The sequence below is a fragment of the Pseudomonas danubii genome, assembly GCF_042980055.1.
In the GTDB taxonomy this organism is placed as follows: Bacteria; Pseudomonadota; Gammaproteobacteria; order Pseudomonadales; family Pseudomonadaceae; genus Aquipseudomonas; species Aquipseudomonas danubii.
The window spans coordinates 2,404,460-2,425,645 of record NZ_CP116502.1 but is presented as its reverse complement, the minus strand read 5'-3'; the positions used below and the strand labels follow the sequence as shown (position 1 = coordinate 2,425,645).

At 61.4% G+C, this 21,186-nt stretch carries 20 protein-coding genes; 8 read left to right on the top strand and 12 right to left on the bottom strand.

Annotated elements, in window-relative coordinates:
• The first annotated feature begins 44 nt into the window (after positions 1-44).
• Positions 45-1,505, top strand: coding sequence for a membrane-bound lytic murein transglycosylase MltF (mltF, locus tag PFZ56_RS11220; protein WP_170001102.1), 1,461 nt, complete (start codon positions 45-47; stop codon positions 1,503-1,505).
• 64 nt (positions 1,506-1,569) lie between these two features.
• On the opposite strand, the gene pdxJ is transcribed toward mltF, so the two are convergent.
• The 8 genes from pdxJ to lptF all read right to left on the bottom strand — a co-directional run bounded on the left by pdxJ (position 1,570) and on the right by lptF (position 10,058).
• On the bottom strand, positions 1,570-2,316 hold the full coding sequence (pdxJ, locus tag PFZ56_RS11215; RefSeq protein ID WP_047301928.1) for a pyridoxine 5'-phosphate synthase: 747 nt from the start codon (positions 2,314-2,316) through the stop codon (positions 1,570-1,572).
• A 132-nt stretch (positions 2,317-2,448) separates the two neighbouring features.
• Positions 2,449-3,138 carry a DNA repair protein RecO gene (gene recO, locus PFZ56_RS11210; RefSeq protein ID WP_102861279.1) on the bottom strand — a complete coding sequence of 230 codons (690 nt, stop codon included), beginning with the start codon at positions 3,136-3,138 and terminating at the stop codon, positions 2,449-2,451.
• 118 nt (positions 3,139-3,256) lie between these two features.
• Positions 3,257-4,159: a GTPase Era gene (gene era, locus PFZ56_RS11205; protein ID WP_019094760.1), complete on the bottom strand. Its 903-nt coding sequence runs from the start codon at positions 4,157-4,159 to the stop codon at positions 3,257-3,259.
• Entirely contained in the window at positions 4,152-4,841 is a 690-nt protein-coding gene (gene rnc, locus PFZ56_RS11200) for a ribonuclease III (RefSeq protein WP_102861278.1), read from the bottom strand. The genes era and rnc overlap by 8 nt, the downstream gene beginning before the upstream one ends.
• A gap of 216 nt (positions 4,842-5,057) precedes the next feature.
• Positions 5,058-5,912: a signal peptidase I gene (gene lepB, locus PFZ56_RS11195; protein ID WP_102861277.1), complete on the bottom strand. Its 855-nt coding sequence runs from the start codon at positions 5,910-5,912 to the stop codon at positions 5,058-5,060.
• Positions 5,913-5,917: 5 nt separating this feature from the next.
• Positions 5,918-7,717 (bottom strand): translation elongation factor 4, encoded by a 1,800-nt coding sequence (lepA, locus tag PFZ56_RS11190; RefSeq protein ID WP_102861276.1) that lies wholly within the window; start codon positions 7,715-7,717, stop codon positions 5,918-5,920.
• A gap of 168 nt (positions 7,718-7,885) precedes the next feature.
• Complete coding sequence (gene lptG, locus PFZ56_RS11185; RefSeq protein ID WP_102861275.1) at positions 7,886-8,947, bottom strand: LPS export ABC transporter permease LptG; 1,062 nt, start codon at positions 8,945-8,947, stop codon at positions 7,886-7,888.
• Positions 8,940-10,058, bottom strand: coding sequence for an LPS export ABC transporter permease LptF (gene lptF / locus PFZ56_RS11180; RefSeq protein WP_170001103.1), 1,119 nt, complete (start codon positions 10,056-10,058; stop codon positions 8,940-8,942). Before lptF ends, lptG begins: the two co-directional genes overlap by 8 nt.
• Positions 10,059-10,365: 307 nt before the next feature.
• Between lptF and PFZ56_RS11175 the strand changes: the two genes are divergently transcribed.
• The 5 genes from PFZ56_RS11175 to rlmF all read left to right on the top strand — a co-directional run bounded on the left by PFZ56_RS11175 (position 10,366) and on the right by rlmF (position 16,993).
• Positions 10,366-11,856, top strand: coding sequence for a leucyl aminopeptidase (locus PFZ56_RS11175; RefSeq protein WP_102861273.1), 1,491 nt, complete (start codon positions 10,366-10,368; stop codon positions 11,854-11,856).
• 60 nt (positions 11,857-11,916) lie between these two features.
• Entirely contained in the window at positions 11,917-12,345 is a 429-nt protein-coding gene (locus PFZ56_RS11170; protein ID WP_102861272.1) for a DNA polymerase III subunit chi, read from the top strand.
• A gap of 7 nt (positions 12,346-12,352) precedes the next feature.
• Positions 12,353-12,826 (top strand): DNA polymerase III subunit chi, encoded by a 474-nt coding sequence (locus PFZ56_RS11165; RefSeq protein WP_170001104.1) that lies wholly within the window; start codon positions 12,353-12,355, stop codon positions 12,824-12,826.
• Between the two features lie 119 nt (positions 12,827-12,945).
• Entirely contained in the window at positions 12,946-15,792 is a 2,847-nt protein-coding gene (locus tag PFZ56_RS11160) for a valine--tRNA ligase (RefSeq protein WP_170001105.1), read from the top strand.
• Positions 15,793-15,967: 175 nt separating this feature from the next.
• Positions 15,968-16,993: a 23S rRNA (adenine(1618)-N(6))-methyltransferase RlmF gene (gene rlmF, locus PFZ56_RS11155; RefSeq protein WP_170001106.1), complete on the top strand. Its 1,026-nt coding sequence runs from the start codon at positions 15,968-15,970 to the stop codon at positions 16,991-16,993.
• A gap of 94 nt (positions 16,994-17,087) precedes the next feature.
• Here the strand turns inward: rlmF and PFZ56_RS11150 are convergent, their stop codons facing one another.
• Positions 17,088-17,369, bottom strand: coding sequence for an HU family DNA-binding protein (locus tag PFZ56_RS11150; RefSeq protein WP_003440137.1), 282 nt, complete (start codon positions 17,367-17,369; stop codon positions 17,088-17,090).
• Positions 17,370-17,763: 394 nt separating this feature from the next.
• Between PFZ56_RS11150 and yejK the strand changes: the two genes are divergently transcribed.
• Positions 17,764-18,768 (top strand): nucleoid-associated protein YejK, encoded by a 1,005-nt coding sequence (yejK, locus tag PFZ56_RS11145; protein WP_060837659.1) that lies wholly within the window; start codon positions 17,764-17,766, stop codon positions 18,766-18,768.
• Positions 18,768-19,121 carry a glutaredoxin family protein gene (locus PFZ56_RS11140; RefSeq protein WP_102878478.1) on the top strand — a complete coding sequence of 118 codons (354 nt, stop codon included), beginning with the start codon at positions 18,768-18,770 and terminating at the stop codon, positions 19,119-19,121. Before yejK ends, PFZ56_RS11140 begins: the two co-directional genes overlap by 1 nt.
• Positions 19,122-19,223: 102 nt before the next feature.
• Here the strand turns inward: PFZ56_RS11140 and PFZ56_RS11135 are convergent, their stop codons facing one another.
• The 3 genes from PFZ56_RS11135 to PFZ56_RS11125 form a co-directional block, all read right to left on the bottom strand.
• The gene (locus PFZ56_RS11135; RefSeq protein ID WP_170001107.1) at positions 19,224-20,159 is read right to left on the bottom strand and encodes a glutathione S-transferase family protein; all 936 of its coding nucleotides are present in this window, start codon (positions 20,157-20,159) and stop codon (positions 19,224-19,226) included.
• An 87-nt stretch (positions 20,160-20,246) separates the two neighbouring features.
• Complete coding sequence (locus PFZ56_RS11130) at positions 20,247-20,567, bottom strand: GIY-YIG nuclease family protein (protein WP_102861714.1); 321 nt, start codon at positions 20,565-20,567, stop codon at positions 20,247-20,249.
• Positions 20,568-20,621: 54 nt separating this feature from the next.
• Entirely contained in the window at positions 20,622-21,092 is a 471-nt protein-coding gene (locus PFZ56_RS11125; protein ID WP_110652306.1) for a nuclear transport factor 2 family protein, read from the bottom strand.
• Positions 21,093-21,186 lie beyond the last annotated feature (94 nt).

Here is a 21,186-nt window from a genome sequence, read left to right as displayed (position 1 = left end):
CTGTCGAGATATGGCGGCCGTTATCCTTTGCGTATACTGCGCCAATGTTTTCCCCTATGGCTTTACGTCCGCGCTGCGCCAAGTGGCTCATCGTAACCGGACTCTTCCTGATGCTCGGCGCCTGTGTTGAGAAACCCAGCACCCTTGAGCGCGTAAAGGAGGATGGCGTGCTGCGGGTGATCACCCGTAACAGCCCCGCCACCTACTTTCAGGACCGCAACGGCGAAACCGGCTTCGAGTACGAGCTGGTGAAGCGCTTCGCCGATGATCTGGGGGTGGAGCTGAAGATCGAGACCGCCGACAACCTCGACGATCTGTTCAACCAGCTGGGTCAACCCAAGGGCCCGGTACTGGCCGCCGCCGGCCTGGTCGGCAGCGAAAAGCGCAAGCAGCAAGTCCGGTTTTCCCATCCGTATCTGGAAGTCACCCCGCAAGTCATCTATCGCAATGGCCAGTCCCGGCCCACCAGCGCACAGAACCTGGTGGGCAAGCGCATCATGGTGCTCAAGGGCAGCAGTCACGCAGAGCAACTGGCGGAGCTCAAGCTCAAGTACCCCGGGATCGAATACGAAGAGTCCGACGCCGTGGAAGTCGTGGACCTGCTGCGCATGGTGGACGAGGGACAGACCGACCTGACCCTGGTGGACTCCAACGAACTGGCGATGAACCAGGTGTACTTCCCCAAGGTGCGGGTGGCCTTCGACCTCGGCGACGCCCGCAGCCAGAGTTGGGCCGTGGCCGCCGGTGATGACAATAGCCTGCTCAACGAAATCAACAGTTTCCTCGACAAGGTCGAGAAGAACGGCACCCTGCAACGCCTCAAGGACCGCTATTACGGTCACGTGGACGTGCTCGGCTATGTCGGCGCCTACACCTTCGCCCAGCACCTGCAGCAGCGCCTGCCCAAGTACGAGAAGCACTTCAAGGCCTCGGCCAAACAGGAAAAGGTCGACTGGCGACTCCTGGCGGCCGTGGGTTACCAGGAATCCATGTGGCAGGCCGAGGTCACCTCCAAGACCGGCGTGCGCGGGCTGATGATGCTGACCCAGAACACCGCCCAGGCCATGGGCGTGTCCAACCGCCTGGACCCCAAGCAGAGCATCAGCGGCGGCGCCAAGTACCTGGCCTACATCAAGCAACAACTGGACGACAAGATCGAGGAGCCGGACCGTACCTGGTTCGCTCTCGCCGCCTACAACGTCGGCACCGGCCACCTGGACGACGCCCGCAAGCTGGCGGAACGGGAAGGCCTGAACCCGAACAAGTGGCTGGATGTGAAGAAGATGCTGCCGCGGCTGTCGCAGAAGCAGTGGTACAGCAAGACCCGCTACGGCTATGCCCGAGGCGGCGAGCCGGTGCATTTCGTGGCCAACATCCGGCGCTACTACGACATCCTGACCTGGGTGACCCAGCCGCAGCTGGAAGGCGATCAGGTCGCCGAGGGCAACCTGCACGTCCCCGGGGTCAACAAGACCAAGCCGACGGAAGACAATCCGCCGCTCTGAAAGCCCTCGCCGGCAAGCCGGCTCCTACAGAGGTTGCAGGAATCAGCTTGCCGGCGAAGAGCAATCAGGCCTTGGCTGCAGCCGCCAGGATCAGCGCCTTCATCTCGGCTACCGCTCCCTTGAAACCGACGAACAGGGCATGAGCCACCAGGGCATGGCCGATGTTCAGCTCATTGATGCCCTTGATCGCCGCCACCGCTTCAACGTTGTGGTAATGCAGGCCATGGCCGGCATTGACGATCAGCCCCTGGGCCAAACCTACGGCAACCCCGTCGACGATACGCTGCAGCTCATCGGCCACTTCACTCGGCGTCTGGGCATCGGCATAACGCCCTGTGTGCAGCTCGATGGCCGGCGCGCCAACGCGCTTGGAGGCCTCGATCTGACGCTCGTCAGCGTCGATAAACAGGGACACTTCGGCACCGATTTTCGACAAGCGCTCCACCGCCGCCTTGATCCGCGCTTCCTGCCCGGCCACGTCAAGCCCGCCTTCAGTGGTCAGCTCCTGGCGGGTTTCCGGCACCAGGCAGATATGCGCCGGGCGGATGCGCTCGGCAAAAGCCATCATTTCTTCGGTAACGCCCATCTCGAAATTCATGCGGGTCTGCAGCACGTCCTTGAGCAGCAGCACGTCGCGCTCCTGGATATGCCGACGGTCTTCGCGCAGGTGCACGGTGATGCCGTCGGCGCCCGCTTCTTCAGCGTCCAGCGCGGCCTTGACCGGGTCCGGGTAACGAGTGCCGCGGGCCTGACGCAGGGTGGCAACGTGATCGATGTTCACGCCGAGAAGAATGCGATTGCTGGTGGTCACGAAAGCGCTCCTGAGTAAATGAAGATTCGGCGCACAGCATACGGGGAGAACAGGGTCCGTTGCCATTTGCGCGAACGCACAATGGCGGCGCCAGATGGACTACCGATGCCGACGGCCAAACAACAGCCAGGCTCAAGGCTTGCGAAACAGCTCGCGACTGACCAGGGGCCGGCCGCCCAGATGCACGGCCAGGGCCTGGCGCATCAGGCGCTTGGCTGCCGACAACGCGCCAGGAGCGCTCCAGTCGGCCTCGGCCATGGCCAACAGCTCAGTGCCATTGAACAGGCCCGGTTGCAGCAGGAACACCTGCTCCAGTCCGGCATCCACCTGCAGGCGATACAGCCCATCGGCAGCGATGGGCGCGCCGTGGATGTCGCTGTCCAGGGCGAAGCCGTAGCCCAGATCGTCCAGCAGGCGCCACTCAAAGGCCCGCAGCAGGGGCTCCAGGGGCCGGCCTTCGGCCAGGGCCAGCAAGGTGGCGGCGTAGTGGTCGAATACCGCCGGATGGGGATCTTCCGCCGGCAGCAGGCGGATCAGCAGTTCATTCAGATACAGACCACTGAACAGCGCTTCGCCATTGAGCCAGGATGCGATGCCGGCACTTTCCATGCGCCCGACGTTCTTCAGCTCGCCGCGGCCGCGAAACTCGACTTCCAGAGGAACAAAGGGTCGCGCCAGGGTACCGGCCTTGCCCCGTGCGTTGCGCAGGACAGCGCGCAGGCGACCTTGGGGGGTAAGGAAATCCACCAATGCACTGCTTTCGCGGTAGGCGCGGCTGTGCAGGACGTAGGCAAGTTGGCCGACTGGAGCGGTGCTGGACATGGTTGCGAGGGATCTCAGGGGCAGAGAGGGAACCGGGTCCGAAGAAGGGGTTGTAGCTGTTCGCCGGCCAGCCGGCTCCTACAGGAAGGTGTAGGAGCCGGCTGGCCGGCGAAGGGCATCAGAGGTCGCCGTAACCCAGGGAGCGCAAGGCGCGCTCGTCGTCGGACCAGCCGCCCTTGACCTTGACCCAGAGGTTGAGCATGACCTTGGAGTCGAACAGCAGCTCCATGTCCTTGCGCGCTTCCATGCCGATGCGTTTGATCCGCTCACCCTTGTCGCCAATGATGATTTTCTTCTGTCCGTCGCGCTCGACGAGAATCAAGGCATGGATATGCAGGGTCTTGCCCTGCTGCTTGAACTCTTCGATTTCCACGGTGATCTGGTACGGCAGCTCGGCACCCAGCTGGCGCATGATCTTCTCGCGCACCAGTTCGGCCGCCAGGAAGCGGGAGCTGCGGTCGGTGATCTGGTCTTCCGGGAAGAAGTGGTCGTTCTCCGGCAGATGCTTGGCGATCAGGCCTTCCAGGGCTTCGAGGTTGTGCCCCTGCTGCGCGGAAACCGGCACGATCTCGGCATTCGGCAGTTGCTCCTGCAGCCAGGTCAGGTGCGGCATCAGCTCGGCCTTGTCCTCGATGCGGTCGGTCTTGTTGATCGCCAGGATCACCGGCCCCTGCACGTACTGGACACGCTCAAGGACCAATTGGTCCTCGTCGGTCCACTTGGTGCGGTCCACCACGAAGATCACCACATCCACGTCTTTCAAGGCCGCCGAAGCGGTCTTGTTCATGTAGCGGTTCAGCGCCTTCTCGTTGCTCTTGTGCATGCCGGGGGTGTCGACGTAGATCGCCTGGATGGCGCCTTCGGTCTTGATCCCGAGCATGTTGTGGCGTGTGGTCTGAGGCTTGCGCGAGGTGATCGCCAGCTTCTGGCCGAGGATATGGTTGAGCAGCGTCGACTTGCCCACATTGGGGCGGCCGACGATGGCGACATAGCCACAGCGTGTTGCGGTTGAATCAGTCATGGCCATTCTCCACGCCCAGGGCAATCAGTGCTGCGGCGGCCGCTACCTGTTCGGCAATACGACGGCTCACACCCTGACCTCGGCTTTTTTCATTCAATAAGGTGACTTCACATTCAACGAAGAATGTCCGGCAGTGCGGTTCGCCCTGGATATCCACCACTTCGTAGCGTGGCAGTTCACAGGCGCGAGACTGGAGGAACTCCTGCAGCCGGGTCTTGGGGTCCTTGTTGGTGTCCACCAGGGTCAGGCTCTCGAACTCCGAGGCCAGCCAGGACAACACGCGGTCACGGGCGGTTTCCATGCCGGCGTCCAGGTAGATCGCACCAATCAGGGCTTCCAGGGCATCGGCGAGGATCGACTCACGACGGAAACCGCCGCTCTTCAATTCGCCGGAGCCCAGGCGCAGGTATTCGCCCAGGTCGAAACCACGGGCCAGTACTGCCAGTGTTTCACCTTTCACCAGGCGTGCGCGCAAACGCGACAGCTGGCCTTCGCGGGCCTGGGGGAAGCGCTCGAACAACGCCTCGCCGGCCACGAAGTTGAGGATGGCATCACCGAGGAATTCCAGGCGTTCATTGTTGCGCCCGGCAAAGCTGCGATGGGTGAGGGCCAGGAGCATCAGTTCCTGGTCCTTGAAGGTATAACCGAGCTGACGCTCGAGACGGCTCAAAGAAACGCTCACGGTTTACCCACGCTGATTTCGTTGCCGAAACTCACCATCCTAGGGGCCGCGCACGAGGTGCGGGTGGCAATTAACGCTGTGTTCAAATCCACATCCTGAATATCGTTGACTGCATGCTTCTGGTCACAAAGCTGTTACGCGATGCCCGAGGGCAAGGGCGTTTTATACAAGAGCCAGAAAAGCATTCGGCGCTGTGTTCAACAGCGCCGTGTGTGATTACTTGATCAGGCCAACCCGCGAGAAATTCGGCAGGTGGCTGAGTTTCGGTTCGGGCCAGCTCATCCAGACTGCGAAGGCCTTGCCGACGATATTCTTGTCGGGAACCATGCCCAGCAGATCCTTGGGAATACTTGGATCGTCCCAGTAGCGACTGTCGTTGGAGTTGTCGCGGTTGTCGCCCATCATGAAGTAGTGCCCGGCGGGAACCACCCAGCGCCCGTCCGGAGCGGGCCGATAGCGACTCATTTCCTTGCGGATCAAGTGCTCGGCGGCACCGAGTTTTTCCTTGTACAGCTCAGCGCTGCCCAGGGTGCCGGGTTCAGCCCCGACCAACTGCTCCGCCACCGGCTGACCATTGACGAACAAGCGTTTGTCGCTGGTGTAGCGCACTTCATCGCCCGGCAGGCCGACCACACGCTTGATGTAGTTGACGTTCGGGTCGCTTGGGTAGCGGAACACCATCACATCGCCGCGCTGCGGATCACCGACTTCGATGACTTTCTTGTCGATCACCGGCAAGCGAATCCCGTAAGAAAACTTGTTCACCAGGATGAAGTCGCCCACATCCAGGGTCGGCTTCATCGAGCCCGACGGAATCTGGAACGGTTCCACCAGGAACGAACGCAGCACCAGGACGATGAACAGCACAGGAAAGAACGACTTGCCGTACTCAACCAGCAGCGGTTCCTTGCTCAGCTTTTCGACCACCAGCCCATCCGGCTGGCTGACGCTGCCCTGATAGTTGGCGATGGCCGAGCGCCGACGCGGTGCCAGAAACACCAGGTCGAGCAACGCCAAGAGACCGCAGACAAAGACAGCGATGACCAGCAACAGCGGGAAATTTAGTGACATAGGACCTAACTATCCAACCTGAGCACGGCAAGGAAGGCTTCTTGTGGAATTTCCACGTTGCCCACTTGCTTCATGCGTTTCTTACCGGCCTTCTGCTTTTCCAACAGCTTGCGCTTACGGCTGACGTCGCCACCGTAGCATTTGGCCAGTACGTTCTTTCTGAGCGCCTTGACGGTTGTCCGCGCCACAATCTGCCCGCCAATGGCGGCCTGGATTGCCACGTCAAACATCTGCCGAGGAATCAGTTCCTTCATCTTCTCGGTCAACGCACGCCCTTTGTAGTGAGCGTTGTCACGGTGGACGATCAACGCCAGGGCGTCGACTTTCTCACCGTTGATCAATACATCCAGCTTGACCAGATTAGCCGACTGGTAGCGATCGAAATGGTAATCCAGCGAAGCATAGCCGCGGCTGGTGGATTTCAGGCGGTCAAAGAAGTCCAGTACCACTTCGTTCATCGGCAGATCGTAGGTCACCTGGACCTGGCTACCCAGGAACAGCATGTCGTGCTGCACGCCACGCTTCTCGATGCACAGGGTTATGACGTTGCCCAGGTGCTCTTGCGGCACAAGAATATTGGCCCGCACGATCGGCTCGCGCATGTCTTCAATCGCCGACAGATCCGGAAGTTTGGACGGGTTGTCGACATAGATCGTTTCACCGTTCTTCAACTGCAGCTCGAAGATCACCGTCGGCGCCGTGGTGATCAGGTCCAGGTCGTATTCGCGCTCCAGGCGCTCCTGGATGATTTCCATGTGCAGCATGCCGAGGAACCCGCAACGGAAGCCGAAGCCCAGGGCGTCGGAGCTTTCCGGGGTGTACTGCAGCGACGAGTCGTTGAGGGTGAGCTTCTGCAAGGCTTCGCGGAAATCCTCGAAGTCGTCGGAGCTGACCGGGAACAGGCCGGCATAGACCTGCGGCTGGATGCGCTTGAAGCCTGGCAGTACTTCCACGTCCGGGGTCGAACTCAAGGTCAGGGTGTCACCCACCGGGGCCCCGTGAATGTCCTTGATGCCGGCGATGATGAAGCCCACTTCACCGGCCTTGAGGTCAGTGGTGGCGGTGTGTTTCGGGTTAAAGACGCCGACGCTGTCCACCAAGTGGATCTTGCCGGTGGATTTCACCAGGATCTTGTCGCCCTTCTTCACCCGGCCGTGACGCACACGCACCAGGGACACAACGCCCAGGTAGTTGTCGAACCAGGAGTCAATGATCAGTGCTTGCAGTGGGTCTTCGATATTGCCGGTAGGAGCCGGGATAGTGGCGACCAGGCGCTCAAGCACCTCGTCCACGCCCAGGCCGGTCTTGGCGCTGCAAGTCACGGCATCGGTGGCATCGATACCGATGATCTTCTCGATCTCTTCCTTGACCCGCTCCGGATCGGCCTGTGGCAGGTCGATCTTGTTCAGCACCGGCATGACTTCCAGGCCTTGCTCAATGGCGGTGTAGCAGTTGGCTACCGACTGGGCCTCAACACCCTGACCGGCGTCCACCACCAGCAGAGCACCTTCACAGGCCGCCAGGGAGCGACTGACTTCATAAGTGAAGTCCACGTGGCCCGGGGTATCGATGAAGTTCAGCTGGTAGGTGATGCCATCTTTGGCTTTGTAATAGAGGGTGACGCTGTGGGCCTTGATGGTGATCCCGCGCTCACGTTCAAGGTCCATGGAGTCCAGAACCTGGGCTTCCATTTCGCGATCGGCCAGACCGCCGCACATCTGGATAAAACGATCGGCCAGAGTCGACTTGCCATGGTCAATGTGGGCGATGATGGAGAAATTGCGGATATGACTCAAATCACTCACGGATGAACACTCAAAAAGGCTGCAGGCAGGGCCCGCCGAAAAATAGCCGGGAATTGTACCTGATACTCGGCACGAGCGTCACGCTCGCCTATCAGCGTTTGTCAAATGCAAAAACGCCCCGATTCAAGGACCGGGGCGTTGCGCTAATCGCCTGGTAGAGCCAATGAATCAACCGGCTCGGCGCAATAGCCAGAAACCAGCAATGGCACAGATACCCGCCGGCACCAGCACCGCGAACAGCGGCGAGAAGCCGAACACCAGGCTCGAAGGGCCCAGCAGGTCCTGGGCGATACGGAAGGTGAAGCCCACCAATACGCCGGTGAATACCCGCTGCCCCAGGGTCACCGAACGCAGCGGTCCGAAAATGAAGGAAATCGCCATCAGCACCAGGGCCGCCGTCACCAACGGCTGCAGCACCTTGACCCAGAACGCCAGCCAGTAGCGACCATTGTTCAAACCCTGGTCGGCCAGATAATGGATATAGCCCCACAGACCGCTGATGGACAGGGACTCCGGCGCCATGACCACGGTACTCAGCAGTTGCGGGCTCAGGGCCACATCCCAACGCTCATCGGGCACGCTGATGACCTCGGTGTGACCGTCACGGAAATAGGTGGTGGTGACATCAGTCAACTGCCAGTAGTTCTCGTGGAACCGTGCCTGACGGGCAAAACTCGACGACAACATGTGGTGACTGTCATCGAAGTGATAGCGAGTCACGCCATACAGCAGGCCATTGGGCTGCACTGCGTTGATATGGATGAACTCCTCGCCCTGGCGGTGCCACAGACCGCGCTTGGAGCTCTGGGCATCACCGGAACCCTGGGCCAGGGCGCGACTGGCCTGGGCCTGGGTTTCGGTGGCCGGCGCGACGTACTCGCCCACCAGCACGCCCACCAGCATCAGCACCAGCATCGGCTTCATCACCGCCCAGACGATACGACCGACAGAAACGCCGGCAGCACGCATGATGGTCAGCTCGCTGTTGCTGGCCAGGGAGCCAAGACCGATCAGGCAGCCGATCAGGCCGGCCATCGGCAACATTTCATAGACCCGGCGCGGAGCAGTGAGCGCCACGTAGCTCATCACGTCCATAACGGTGTAGGTATCGCTGACACTGCCCATCTCATCGATGAAGGCAAACAGCGAAGCCAGCCCGAGGATGATCCCCAGGACCGCGAGAATAGCCATGAACACACTGCTACCGATGTAGCGATCGAGCTTAACCACGAGCCATCTCCTTCATGCTGCGACGACTCGCCATCTTCAAACGCAACGGTTCCCAGTACATCAAACCCAGACCAATCGCCAGGAATATCAGGTGGACCCACCACAGCCCCAGGGCCGGCGAGATCTTGCCTTTCTCCATGGCGCCACGTACCGCGATCAGGATAGTCAGGTACGCCATATACAGCAGGATGGCCGGGATCAGCTTGAGGAAGCGGCCCTGGCGCGGGTTGACCCGGGACAACGGCACCGCCATCAAGGTCACGATAAACACCAGCAATGGCAGAGACAGGCGCCATTGCAGCTCGGCACGGGCCCGCAGGTCATCCTTGCCGATCAGATCAGCAGTGGGCATGGCATCGCGATCGGTGACTTCGTCGCTGACATCAGGCCGCTCCAGCAGCACGCCGTAGGTGTCGTACTTGATCACCCGGTAGTTGGCCTCACCTGGATTGCCGTCATAGCGATAGCCGTTTTCCAGGATCAGGTAGCGATTGCCATCGGGACGAATGTCCTGGTGCCCCTTCTCGGCCACCAGCACCGAAATGCCCTGGTCCTTTTTCTCCCGGCTCAGGCGTTTTTCGGAGATGAACACTCCGGAAAGATTGGTGCGGTCCTCGGAAAGCTGCTCGGTATAGGTCACCCGAGTGCCATCATTGAGCGCCTGGAAGCGCCCGGCCACCAGGGTGTCGAACTCGGTCAGTGCATCCTGTTTGTTCAGCAGCAACTGGAACTGATTGGCCCCCTGCGGCGCCAGACTCAGGCTCAACCAGGCCACCAGCAGGGCCACAAGGGCCGCCGGGATCATGGTCATGCCCAGCAAACGCTGCTGACTCATGCCGGTAGCCGACAACACGGTCATCTCGCTTTCGAGATAGAGCCGGCCGTAAGCCAGGAGAATGCCCAGGAACAGTCCCAATGGCAGGATCAGCTGCAAAAAGCCCGGCAGACGAAAGCCCATGATCAGGAACAGCGAGCCCGGGTCCAGGGCGCCCGAGGCGGCTTGTGCGAGGAACTTGACGAAGCGTCCGCTCATGATGATGACCAGCAGCACCGCACTCACGGCACTCAGGGTCAACAGGACTTCGCGGGATAGATAACGAAAGACGATCAAACCAGACACTCCAGGGTTGTCAGGCTAAGGCGGCCGAACAAGCAAACGTATCGAGCCGGCCCCAGAGACAGGGCCGCCGAAAAAAAGATGGCGCATTATCCTGTGATTGCGCGCGCCTGTCACGGAGGATGCTCACCCGACGCTCTAAAGCAGCGAACTTGGCCAAGACGAGGGTTGTCAGCCGCAACGGGCGAGGTTCAAACTGGCGGCTTTGTCGTCGGCAGCACGCGACGCCTTCTTCTATATAGATAAGCCCCGCGCCGGAGTCTTTCCTGCGCTCTTTGACCATTCATTCAGGGACCCAGACATGGAACTGGTTGTAAAAAGCGCTAGCCCGGAAACGTTGAAGACCGCCACCCTGGTGGTCGCCGTCGGCGAAGGCCGCAAACTCGGCAACGTGGCCAAGCAACTCGACGAACTCAGCGGCGGCGCCATCAGCGCCGTACTCAAGCGCGGCGATCTGGCCGGCAAGGTCGGCCAGAGCCTGCTGCTGCACGGCGTGGCCAAGCTGAAGGCGGAACGCCTGCTGCTGGTGGGCGTCGGCAAGGATGAGGAACTGGGCGACCGCCCGTTCCGCAAGATCATCAGCGGTGTACTTGCCACCCTCAAGGGCCTGGGCGGCAGCGATGCCGTGCTGGCTCTGGACGAAGTCGTGGTCAAAGGCCGCGACAGCTATGGCAAGACCCGTCTGCTGGCCGAAACCCTGGTGGACGGCGGTTACGTATTCGATCGCTACAAGAGCCAGAAAGCCGAACCCCGCGCCCTGAAGAAAATCACCCTGCTGACCATCAAGGCCGCCCAGGCTGAAGTCGAGCGCGGCGTGACCCACGCCCAAGCCATCGCCAAAGGCATGGCTTTTACCCGCGACCTGGGCAACCTGCCGCCGAACGTCTGCCACCCGACGTTTCTGGGTGAACAGGCCAAGGCCCTGGGCAAGGAGTTCAAGGGCCTGAAAGTCGAAGTCCTTGACGAGAAGAAGATCAAGGAACTGGGCATGGGCTCGTTCTATGCCGTAGGCCAGGGCAGCGACCAGCCGCCGCGCCTGATCGTCATGCAATACAACGGCGGCAAGAAATCCGAGAAGCCGTTTGCCCTGGTGGGCAAGGGCATCACCTTCGACACCGGCGGCATCAGCCTCAAGCCGGGCGCCGGCATGGACGAAATGAAATACGACATGGGCGGCGCCGCCAGCGTGTTCGGCACCCTGCGCGCCGTGCTCGAACTGCAACTGCCGATCAACCTGGTATGCATCCTGGCCTGCGCCGAGAACATGCCCAGCGGCGGCGCTGCACGGCCTGGCGATATCGTCACCACCATGAGCGGCCAGACCGTGGAAATCCTCAATACCGACGCCGAAGGCCGTCTGGTGCTGTGCGACGCCCTGACCTACGCCGAACGCTTCAAGCCCCAGGCTGTGATCGACATCGCCACCCTGACCGGTGCCTGCGTGGTCGCCCTGGGCGCCCATACGTCCGGCCTGCTGGGCAACAACGACGAGTTGATCGGCCAACTGCTCAGCGCCGGCCAGCAAGCCGACGACCGCGCCTGGCAACTGCCGTTGTTCGATGAGTACCAGGAACAACTGGACAGCCCGTTCGCCGATATCGCCAACATTGGCGGGCCAAAGGCCGGGACCATCACTGCCGCGTGCTTCCTCTCGCGCTTCACCAAGAACCTGAACTGGGCGCACCTGGATATCGCCGGCACCGCCTGGACCAGCGGCGGCAAGGACAAGGGCGCCACCGGCCGCCCCGTACCCCTGCTGACCCAATACCTGCTGGACCGCGCCAAAGCCTGAAAACCATGACCGCGGAGGGTGTCGCTTGAAGGCGGCGCCCTTTCCGGCTCAGGAATCCCAATGACCAAAGTCGACTTCTACATTCTTCCCAGCGCGGACCCTGCGGCGCGCCTGGATTTTGCCTGCAAGCTCACCGACAAGGCCTGGCGCATGGGCCATCGCATCTACCTGCATTGCAGCGACGCCCAACAACGGGACGAACTTGATGCCCGCCTGTGGCGCTTCAAGGGCGAAGCCTTCGTTCCCCACGGCCCGGCAGAAAGCGAAGCCGACGGCCTGATCGTGCTTGGCTTGGGCCAGGACCCTGGCGAACACAACGACCTGCTGGTGAACCTGGACCTCAAAGTACCGGCATTTGCACCGCGCTTTGCCCGAATTGCCGAAGTGGTGGTGGAAGACCCGACTATTCGTCAGGCGGCCCGCGAGAGTTTCCGTTTCTATCGCGAACAGGGCTATCCTCTGCAAGATCACCGTTTACAGCGACTCTGAGCACCCGATGGACACTCCCAACCCGCTGCAAAAGCCCGCGCATCTGCTGGACGACCTCGAGTCGATCCGTCAACTGCTCGGCGATGACAATCTGCAACCGCCACTGCTGACCGAAACCGTGAGCGGCGAAGTGCAAATCCCCCTGCTGTTCGACATGGTGGGCAGCCAGCAACCTGACGAAACCGAAGCTGCACCCGCAGCGCAAGCCAAACCGCAAGCTGCACCGGCACCGGCACCAGTTCAAGTGACGGCACCAGCCCCTGTTCCAGCTCCAGCGACCGCTCCCGCAGCCAAACCCGTCCCTGCCAGCAACAGCGCCGATGCCCTGCTGCACCTGGATACCGAACTGCGTGCCGCTGCCCAGCTGATCATGCAAGACGTGATCGACGATTTCGCCCCGCACATCGAAACCGAAATCAAGCGCCGCCTCGACGCCCGCCTGGAACGCCTGCTCGCAGCAGCCACCAACGGCAAACCATAAGCCACACGCAAAAGCCGGGCATGGCCACCTTGTCGCTTACCGCTTGTGGCTTGCTGCTGCCCCCCTCCGCTATACTTCCCGGCTTTTCCTGAATAAATGCCAATAGGGTCCCGCCGCGCATGGATAAGACCTACCAGCCGCACGCCATTGAAACTTCCTGGTACCAGACCTGGGAGTCCGAGAACTACTTCGCCCCGCAAGGCGCGGGCGACTCCTACACCATCATGATCCCGCCGCCGAACGTCACCGGCAGCCTGCACATGGGCCACGGCTTCAACAACGCGATCATGGACGCCCTGATCCGCTTCCGCCGCATGCAGGGTCGCAACACCCTGTGGCAGCCGGGTACCGACCACGCCGGTATCGCCACACAGATGCTGGTGGAGCGTCAGATCGAAGCCCAGGGCCAGAATCGCCATGATCTGGGCCGGGAAAAATTCCTCGAAAAAGTCTGGGAATGGAAGGATCAATCCGGGGGCAACATCAGCCGCCAGATCCGTCGCCTGGGCTCCTCCGTGGACTGGAGCCGCGAGCGCTTCACCATGGACGACGGCCTGTCGGAAGCGGTGAAGGAAGCCTTCGTGCGCCTGCACGAAGATGGTCTGATCTACCGCGGCAAGCGCCTGGTGAACTGGGACACCAAGCTGCACACGGCGATTTCCGATCTGGAAGTGGAAAACCACGACGAGAAAGGCTTCCTGTGGAACCTGAAGTATCCACTGGCCGACGGCGCCAAGACCGCTGAAGGCAACGACTACCTGATCGTCGCCACCACTCGTCCGGAAACCATGCTCGGCGACTCCGCCGTCGCGGTGAACCCTGAAGACGAGCGTTACAAGGCGCTGATCGGCAAGTTCGTCGAACTGCCCCTGGTCGGCCGGCGCATCCCGATCATTGCCGATGACTACTGCGACCCTGAATTCGGCACCGGCTGCGTGAAAATCACCCCGGCCCACGATTTCAACGACTACGAAGTCGGCAAGCGCCACAACCTGCCGCTGCTCAACATCTTCGACAAGAACGCCGCCGTGCTGCCGGCCTGCCAGGTGTTCAACCTGGACGGCAGCCTCAACGAAACCGTCGACGGCAAGATCCCGGCCGAGTACGTGGGCCTGGATCGTTTCGAAGCGCGCAAGCAGATCGTGGCCGCCTTCGACGCTGCCGGCCTGCTGGTCAGCGTCGACGACCACGCCCTGAAAGTGCCGAAGGGCGACCGCTCCGGCACCGTCATCGAGCCGTGGCTCACCGACCAGTGGTACGTCTCCACCAAGCCGCTGGCGGAACCTGCCATCGCTGCTGTGGAAGACGGCCGCATCGCCTTCGTGCCCAAGCAGTACGAGAACATGTACTTCTCCTGGATGCGCGACATCCAGGACTGGTGCATCAGCCGCCAGCTGTGGTGGGGCCACCGGATTCCGGCCTGGTACGACGAATCGGGCAAGGTCTATGTCGGCCGCGATGAAGCCGAAGTGCGAGCCAAGCACAACCTCGGTCCGGACGTTGCCCTGCAGCAGGACAACGACGTACTCGACACCTGGTTCAGCTCGGGCCTGTGGACCTTCTCCACCCTGGGCTGGCCGGAACAGACCGAGTTCCTCAAGACCTTCCACCCGACCGACGTGCTGGTCACCGGCTTCGACATCATTTTCTTCTGGGTCGCCCGGATGATCATGCTCACCATGCACCTGGTGAAGAACGAAGACGGCACGCCGCAGGTTCCGTTCAAGACCGTGTACGTGCACGGTCTGGTCCGCGACGGCCAGGGCCAGAAGATGTCCAAGTCCAAGGGCAACGTCCTCGACCCGCTGGACATCATCGACGGTATCGACCTCGAAACCCTGGTGCAGAAGCGCACCACCGGCCTGATGCAGCCCAAACTGCAGAAAGCCATCGAGAAGCAGACCCGCGCCGAATTCGCCGACGGCATCGCCAGCTACGGCACCGACGCCCTGCGCTTCACCTTCTGCTCCCTGGCCACCACCGGCCGCGACATCAAGTTCGACATGGGCCGCGTCGAGGGTTACCGCAACTTCTGCAACAAGATCTGGAACGCTGCGCGCTACGTGCTGGATAAGGGCGAGGACTGCGGTCAGAACGGCGAGGCCTATGAGCTGTCCCTGGCGGATCGCTGGATCATCTCGCAACTGCAGCGCACCGAAGCTGAAGTGACCCGTCAGCTCGACCAGTTCCGTTTCGACCTGGCCGCCCAGGCCTTGTACGAGTTCATCTGGAACCAGTACTGCGACTGGTACCTGGAGCTGTCCAAGCCCGTGCTGTGGGACGAGAACGCGCCGGTTGAACGCCAACGCGGCACCCGTCGCACCCTGGTGCGGGTACTGGAAGTGGCCCTGCGCCTGGCCCATCCGTTCATGCCGTTCATCACCGAAGAAATCTGGCAGCGCCTGGCGCCGCTGGCAGGTAGCACCGGCAAGACCATCATGCTGCAACCTTGGCCGGTGGCTAACGAAGCCCGCATCGACCAGGCCGCCGAAGACGACATCGAATGGCTCAAGGGCCTGATGCTCGGCACTCGCAACATTCGCGCGGAAATGAACATCGGCCCGGGCAAGCCCCTGGCCCTGTTCCTGAAGAACGTCAGCGCCGAAGACCAGCGTCGCCTGACCGAGAACGAAGCCTTGCTGAAGAAGCTGGCCCGACTCGAATCCATCACTGTGCTGGGTGCCAGCGACGAAGCGCCGCTGTCTGCCACCGCCCTGGTGGGCGAGATGGAAGTGCTGGTGCCCATGGCCGGCTTGATCGACAAAGGTGCGGAACTGGCCCGTCTGGACAAGGAAATCCAACGCCTGCAAGGCGAAGTGCAGCGAGTGGGCGGCAAGCTGTCCAACGCCTCCTTCGTCGACAAGGCTCCGGCCGAAGTGATCGAGAAGGAACGCGCCAAACTGGCCGAGGCCGAACAGGCTCTGGGCAAGCTGGCAGAGCAGCACGCACGGATCTCCAGCCTGTAACGGCGATTCGCGCAGCGTGAAAGAGGGAGGCCCGTACAGGCCTCCCTTTTTTATGCGCGCTGTCTTATGTAGCGAGAAGGCACGCTTGCATCACTTGTCGCTCGCCGCTTGAAACTTACCGTTGCTCCTGTGTGACAATGCCCGCCACTTTGAACCAGCCCCGAATCGATCCCCCATGACCGCCCCCAACACCCCAAAGCCTGCGCGCAAAAAGCCCAAAACCGCCTCCCCGGCCAAAAACGCCGCCCCCCGGGAAAAGGCCAGCCTGCATCCGCGCAATCGTCACCAGGGGCGTTACGACTTCCCGCAACTGATCAAGAGCACCCCGGAACTGGGGCAGTTCGTGATCCTCAATCCCTACGGCAAGGAAAGTATCGACTTCGCCGACCCGGCGGCCGTGCGGGTGTTCAACCGCGCCCTGCTCAAGGCCTTCTACGGTATTGCCCACTGGGACATTCCGGCGGACTTTCTCTGCCCACCCGTGCCCGGTCGCGCCGACTACGTGCATTTCCTCGCCGACCTGCTGGCCAGCCACAACCAGGGTGAAATCCCTCGTGGCGCGGCGGTACGGGTGCTGGACGTCGGGGTCGGCGCCAACTGCATCTACCCGCTGATCGGCTACAGCGACTACCGCTGGCAGTTCCTCGGTTCGGACATCGACAGCACCGCCCTGGCTGCGGCCAAGGCCATCGTCCAGGCCAACGGCTTGAACAAGGCCATCAGCCTGCGCCAGCAAGGCAATCCCAGGCAGATCCTCAGCGGCCTGCTGGAAAGCACCGAGCGTTTCGACCTGACCATGTGCAACCCGCCCTTCCATGCCTCCCTGGACGAAGCCACCCGCGGCAGCCAACGCAAGTGGCGAGCCCTGGGCAAGGCCGATCCCAAGCGCAAGCTGCCGGTGCTGAACTTCGGCGGCCAGGCCCGGGAACTCTGGTGCGAGGGTGGCGAGATCCGTTTCGTCAGCCAGTTGATCAGCGAGAGCGCCGGCGTCGGCCAGCAAGTGCTGTGGTTCAGCACCCTGGTGTCAAAGGCCTCGAACCTGCCGGCGATTGAAAGCGCGCTGAAAAAGGCCGGGGTCCTGGAAAGCCAGGTGGTAGAGATGTCCCAGGGACAGAAACAGAGCCGCTTCGTCGCCTGGACCTTCAAGGACAAGGCACAGCAACAGGCCTGGAGTCAGGAACGCTGGGTTAGGAAGAACTAAAGAGGCGGGAGATTCAAAGACGATTCACCTTGCGTGAATCGGTGTCACACAAACCGTGCCCGGAGTACTTCTGAGCACGGTTTCACTGCAAGTCTTACTTGTTAACAGCGTCGGTCAGGCCTTTAGCCACAACCAGCTTGATAACTTTCTTGGCAGCGATTTCGATGGCAGCGCCAGTCGATGGGTTACGGCCAGTACGGGCAGGACGCTCGGTCACTTTCAGCTTGCCGATACCTGGCAGAGTGATTTCGCCGCCATTTTCCAATTGATCAGCAACGATCTGGGCCAGTTGGTCCAGAGCGTTACGCGCGGTGGTTTTCGGCGCGTCGATAGCTTCAGCGATATCAGCGATCAGTTGGTCTTTAGTAATAGCCATTGTGGTGTTCCTTCCCTATCAAATTCATTTGGATTGCAGAGTGCAGTGTCAGCCATCGAGCCAGATCTTGTGAATCTGGCACCCCGGTTACAACCACGACAGATCGGGGTTATAGATACCGAAATCAGGGTTTGGTTCGACCCGACAAATGCTGAATGCACGCTTAACGCTGAGACATCGCGTAAGACGGGGCAAAACTAGCACACAGACGGGGAAATATCCGCCTCTACCTAGCCATTTGGTCAGCTTTATTGCTCTAAATCGGTAAAAAAATGCATAAGCGTTACCGACAGGCCGTTCATCGCCTGGCAAACCGCGCCAAAACCAACGGGTGCGGTACACTGGGCACTTTTTCGGGGAGTCCGCCCTCCCCCTTCAATCAGCCGAGAAGCCCATGCCGATCCGTCATTGCATCGTCCACCTGATCGACAAAAAACCCGACGGCAGCCCCGCAGTTCTGCATGCCCGAGACTCCGAACTGGCAGAGTCCGCGGCCATCGAGAACATGCTCGCCGATCTCAATGAAAGCTATAACGCCAAACAGGGCAAAGCCTGGGGCCTGTTCCATCCCGAGTCCGGCGCTTTCCCCTTCAGCGGCTGGCTGAAGGAGTACCTGGACGGCGGCCAGGACTTCACCGCATTCAGCCGGGTGGCGGTGGAGCATCTGCAGAAGCTGATGGAGGAATCCAACCTGTCGGTGGGCGGCCACGTGCTGTTTGCTCATTACCAACAGGGCATGACCGACTATCTGGCGATCGCCCTGCTGCACCACAGCGAAGGCGTGGCGGTGACCGACCAACTGGACGTGACCCCGTCGCGCCATCTGGACCTGGGCCAACTGCACCTCGCCGCGCGGATCAACATCTCCGAGTGGCAGAACAACAAGCAGTCCAAGCAGTACATCTCCTTTATCAAGGGCAAGAACGGCAAGAAGGTCTCGGAGTACTTCCGCGACTTCATCGGCTGCCAGGAAGGCGTCGACGGTCCGGGCGAGACCCGCACCCTGCTCAAGGCCTTCAGCGACTTCGTCGAAAGCGAAGACCTGCCGGAAGAGTCGGCCCGGGAAAAGACCAAGACCTTGGTGGACTACGCCAGCAGCCAAGCCAAGCTCGGCGAACCCATGGGCCTGGAAGAACTCTCGGAACTGATCGACGAAGACCGCCCCAAGGCGTTCTACGACCACATCCGCAACAAGGATTACGGGCTATCGCCGGAAATTCCTGCGGATAAACGCACCCTCAACCAGTTCCGCCGCTTCACCGGTCGCGCCGAGGGCCTGTCCATCAGCTTCGAAGCCCACCTGCTGGGCTCGAAGATCGAGTACGACGAAGAAGCCGGGACCCTGATCATCAAGGGCCTGCCGACCCAGCTGACCGACCAGCTCAAGCGCCGCAACTGATGCTCCAGGGAGTACTGAAGAAGTTCCTGCTGATCCTGCTGGTGGTGGTGGTCTATCAGAACTGGGGCAAGATCGAGCGGCTGTTCAACCCTTCGGCGGTGGTCAGCGAAGAGATCCGTAGCCAGGCCCGGGTGGTGCTGTACGCCACCGACTGGTGCGGCTACTGCAAGGCTACCCGACGCTTTCTCGATCAGAAGGGCATTCCCTATCGGGAGTTCGACATCGAGAAAGACGCAGAGGCGCGTAAGGCCTATACCGCTCTGGGCGGTGCCGGGATTCCGATCCTGGATGTGAATGGAACCCTGCTCCGCACCTATGATCCCGATGCCATCATGGCGGCGCTGCAACCGTAGGAAACGGCGAGCCGACGCGGCGCTTGCCGGCGAAGGGGCCGGCAGATCGTGCACCGATCTTGAGGACGCCTTCGCTGGCAAGCCAGCTCCTACAGGTGTGAGTCACTGCGCCTGGATACGGAAACCCAACCGCGGGAAGTGCACGTGGAGCACGCCGGCACGTGGATCTTCACGGCGCAGGATCAACTCTTCAGTACCGGCAAACAGCAACTCGCCCGCCACCGGATCGACTCCATAGTCGGTCGCAGCAATCACCACCTGCTGCCCTGCCACAAAGCCATTGGGATCGACAAACCGCTCATCCGGCAGCGGCGCCGGGGTCGCACCGCGCGACACCTCAAGGGCCTCTTCAGCGCTCATTTCGGTGAAGGAGCCGTGACCAAAGCCCAGCACTCGCGCCAACCAGGCTGATACCGCCGGATACTCGTCCACCAGCGGCGCCGTCACCGGCGTACCCTTGAGGAACCACAGCGGGTGCGCAAGGGCGATATCGGCAATCGAGGGCTCACCAAACAGGAAGTCCCCCGGCTCGCGCTGCAGTTGCTGCTCCAGACGCGCCATGATGGTCGGCCACTGATGCTTGGCCACTTCCAGGGGCAGACGACTGGCGCTGCCGCCACTGAACAACCCGGCACGGTCGGCCATGAAGGCCTTGACCACCTCCGGCGGCATCTTGCCGAAACGTGCTGCGGCAGACTCGGGCTGGAACACCAGGGTCACCGCATGCTGGAACACCACCGAGTCGACCCAGGCGGCGAAGGTCGCGCTGATCATTTCCTGGCCTTCGGGGAACAGCGCCGGCGAGGCCTTTTCCCGCTCCAGACGCCGGGCGATCAAAGCCGTGTCGCAGTAGATATCAGCACCGACCTGCAGTACCGGCGTCTTGCGATAGCCACCGGTCAGGGCAGTCAGATCAGGCTTGGGCATCACCGGGGAAATCTTCACGGAGCGCCAGGACAGGCCCTTGAAGCCCAGGAGCAAACGGGCTTTTTCCGCGAAGGGAGAGGTCGGGTAATGGTGCAGGATCAACTCTGACATGCTGGGGTCCGCCGGAAGAGGGAAAGCGCTGAGCTTAGCGCGCAATCCATGGACGGCCTACCGATCCGACTGATGAGCACCTATCAGTCAGATTGATGCTGCTGCCCCGGCAGACGCCACCAGACACTCCTTGGCGCTTTTCCTGAGCTTCTTGATCAACCGCTCCTGACGCAGAGCCTCGCTCTTGTCCCGACAAGCTTCGGTATAGACCAGGGCCACCGCCGGGCTGGATAGAAAGAAACGCGCGCCCTTGCCACTCTGGTGCTTGGCGAAGCGCTTCACCGGGTCGTCGCTGATGCCGCAATAAAGGGCGCCATTGGCCGCACGCACCAGATACACAAACCAGGGTTTGCTGGCAGGCGCGGGCAGTTCGCCGGCAATCACGGGGTTTGGATCGGGGCTGCTCACAAAAACCATCGGGGCCTGTGGATAACAAGCCGCGATCTTAGCAGAGGATGGCTTTCAGCGACCGCTCTGGAAGGCCTTCAGGCCTTTACGGGCCTGGGCGCGAACGGCATTTTTCAGCAGCGGCGTCCAGCCCAGCAAAAGCCCCTTGGCCCCCAGGGCCTGGCGCGCCCAACGCCACAGGTCGAAATGGTCGTGGTGCTCACAGATCTTGCCATCGCGAAACACGAAGCGCGCCTGGATATCGTTGACCACCGTGTTGCCGGTCTGGCTGAACAGGTAGGTGGCGACCCAGTGCGCGCCACCCGAACGCTCGTCGGCACGCACCTGATCGAAGGTCAGGGAAAAGTCCTTGGCCCGCGCGGTGAGCATGCGCCACATGTCGCCGGCGTCACGTCCGCGCAACTCGCCGAAGGCCGGATCACTGAATACAACGTCCTCGGTATAGCAGGCGCTCATGGCCTCGGCATCGAGCCGCTGGAAGGCCTGGTAGAACTCAGTGATCAGGACGCGGTGGGCATCACTCATGGGCGGACTCCGGAAGGACAAAGGGATGCCAGCACAATAATCCGCACGCCCAGAGAAGACTATCGGCATTTGCCGTGCAAATACCGACAGTGAC

Bases quoted from the DNA above. Each gene is read 5' to 3' on its own strand.
- mltF (WP_170001102.1), top strand. From the start codon at position 45: ATGTTTTCCCCTATGGCTTTACGTCCGCGCTGCGCCAAGTGGCTCATC.
- recO (WP_102861279.1), bottom strand. From the start codon at position 3,138: ATGTCCAGCACCGCTCCAGTCGGCCAACTTGCCTACGTCCTGCACAGC.
- era (WP_019094760.1), bottom strand. From the start codon at position 4,159: ATGACTGATTCAACCGCAACACGCTGTGGCTATGTCGCCATCGTCGGC.
- lepB (WP_102861277.1), bottom strand. From the start codon at position 5,912: ATGTCACTAAATTTCCCGCTGTTGCTGGTCATCGCTGTCTTTGTCTGC.
- PFZ56_RS11175 (WP_102861273.1), top strand. From the start codon at position 10,366: ATGGAACTGGTTGTAAAAAGCGCTAGCCCGGAAACGTTGAAGACCGCC.
- PFZ56_RS11170 (WP_102861272.1), top strand. From the start codon at position 11,917: ATGACCAAAGTCGACTTCTACATTCTTCCCAGCGCGGACCCTGCGGCG.
- PFZ56_RS11165 (WP_170001104.1), top strand. From the start codon at position 12,353: ATGGACACTCCCAACCCGCTGCAAAAGCCCGCGCATCTGCTGGACGAC.
- PFZ56_RS11160 (WP_170001105.1), top strand. From the start codon at position 12,946: ATGGATAAGACCTACCAGCCGCACGCCATTGAAACTTCCTGGTACCAG.
- rlmF (WP_170001106.1), top strand. From the start codon at position 15,968: ATGACCGCCCCCAACACCCCAAAGCCTGCGCGCAAAAAGCCCAAAACC.
- PFZ56_RS11150 (WP_003440137.1), bottom strand. From the start codon at position 17,369: ATGGCTATTACTAAAGACCAACTGATCGCTGATATCGCTGAAGCTATC.
- yejK (WP_060837659.1), top strand. From the start codon at position 17,764: ATGCCGATCCGTCATTGCATCGTCCACCTGATCGACAAAAAACCCGAC.
- PFZ56_RS11140 (WP_102878478.1), top strand. From the start codon at position 18,768: ATGCTCCAGGGAGTACTGAAGAAGTTCCTGCTGATCCTGCTGGTGGTG.
- PFZ56_RS11135 (WP_170001107.1), bottom strand. From the start codon at position 20,159: ATGTCAGAGTTGATCCTGCACCATTACCCGACCTCTCCCTTCGCGGAA.
- PFZ56_RS11125 (WP_110652306.1), bottom strand. From the start codon at position 21,092: ATGAGTGATGCCCACCGCGTCCTGATCACTGAGTTCTACCAGGCCTTC.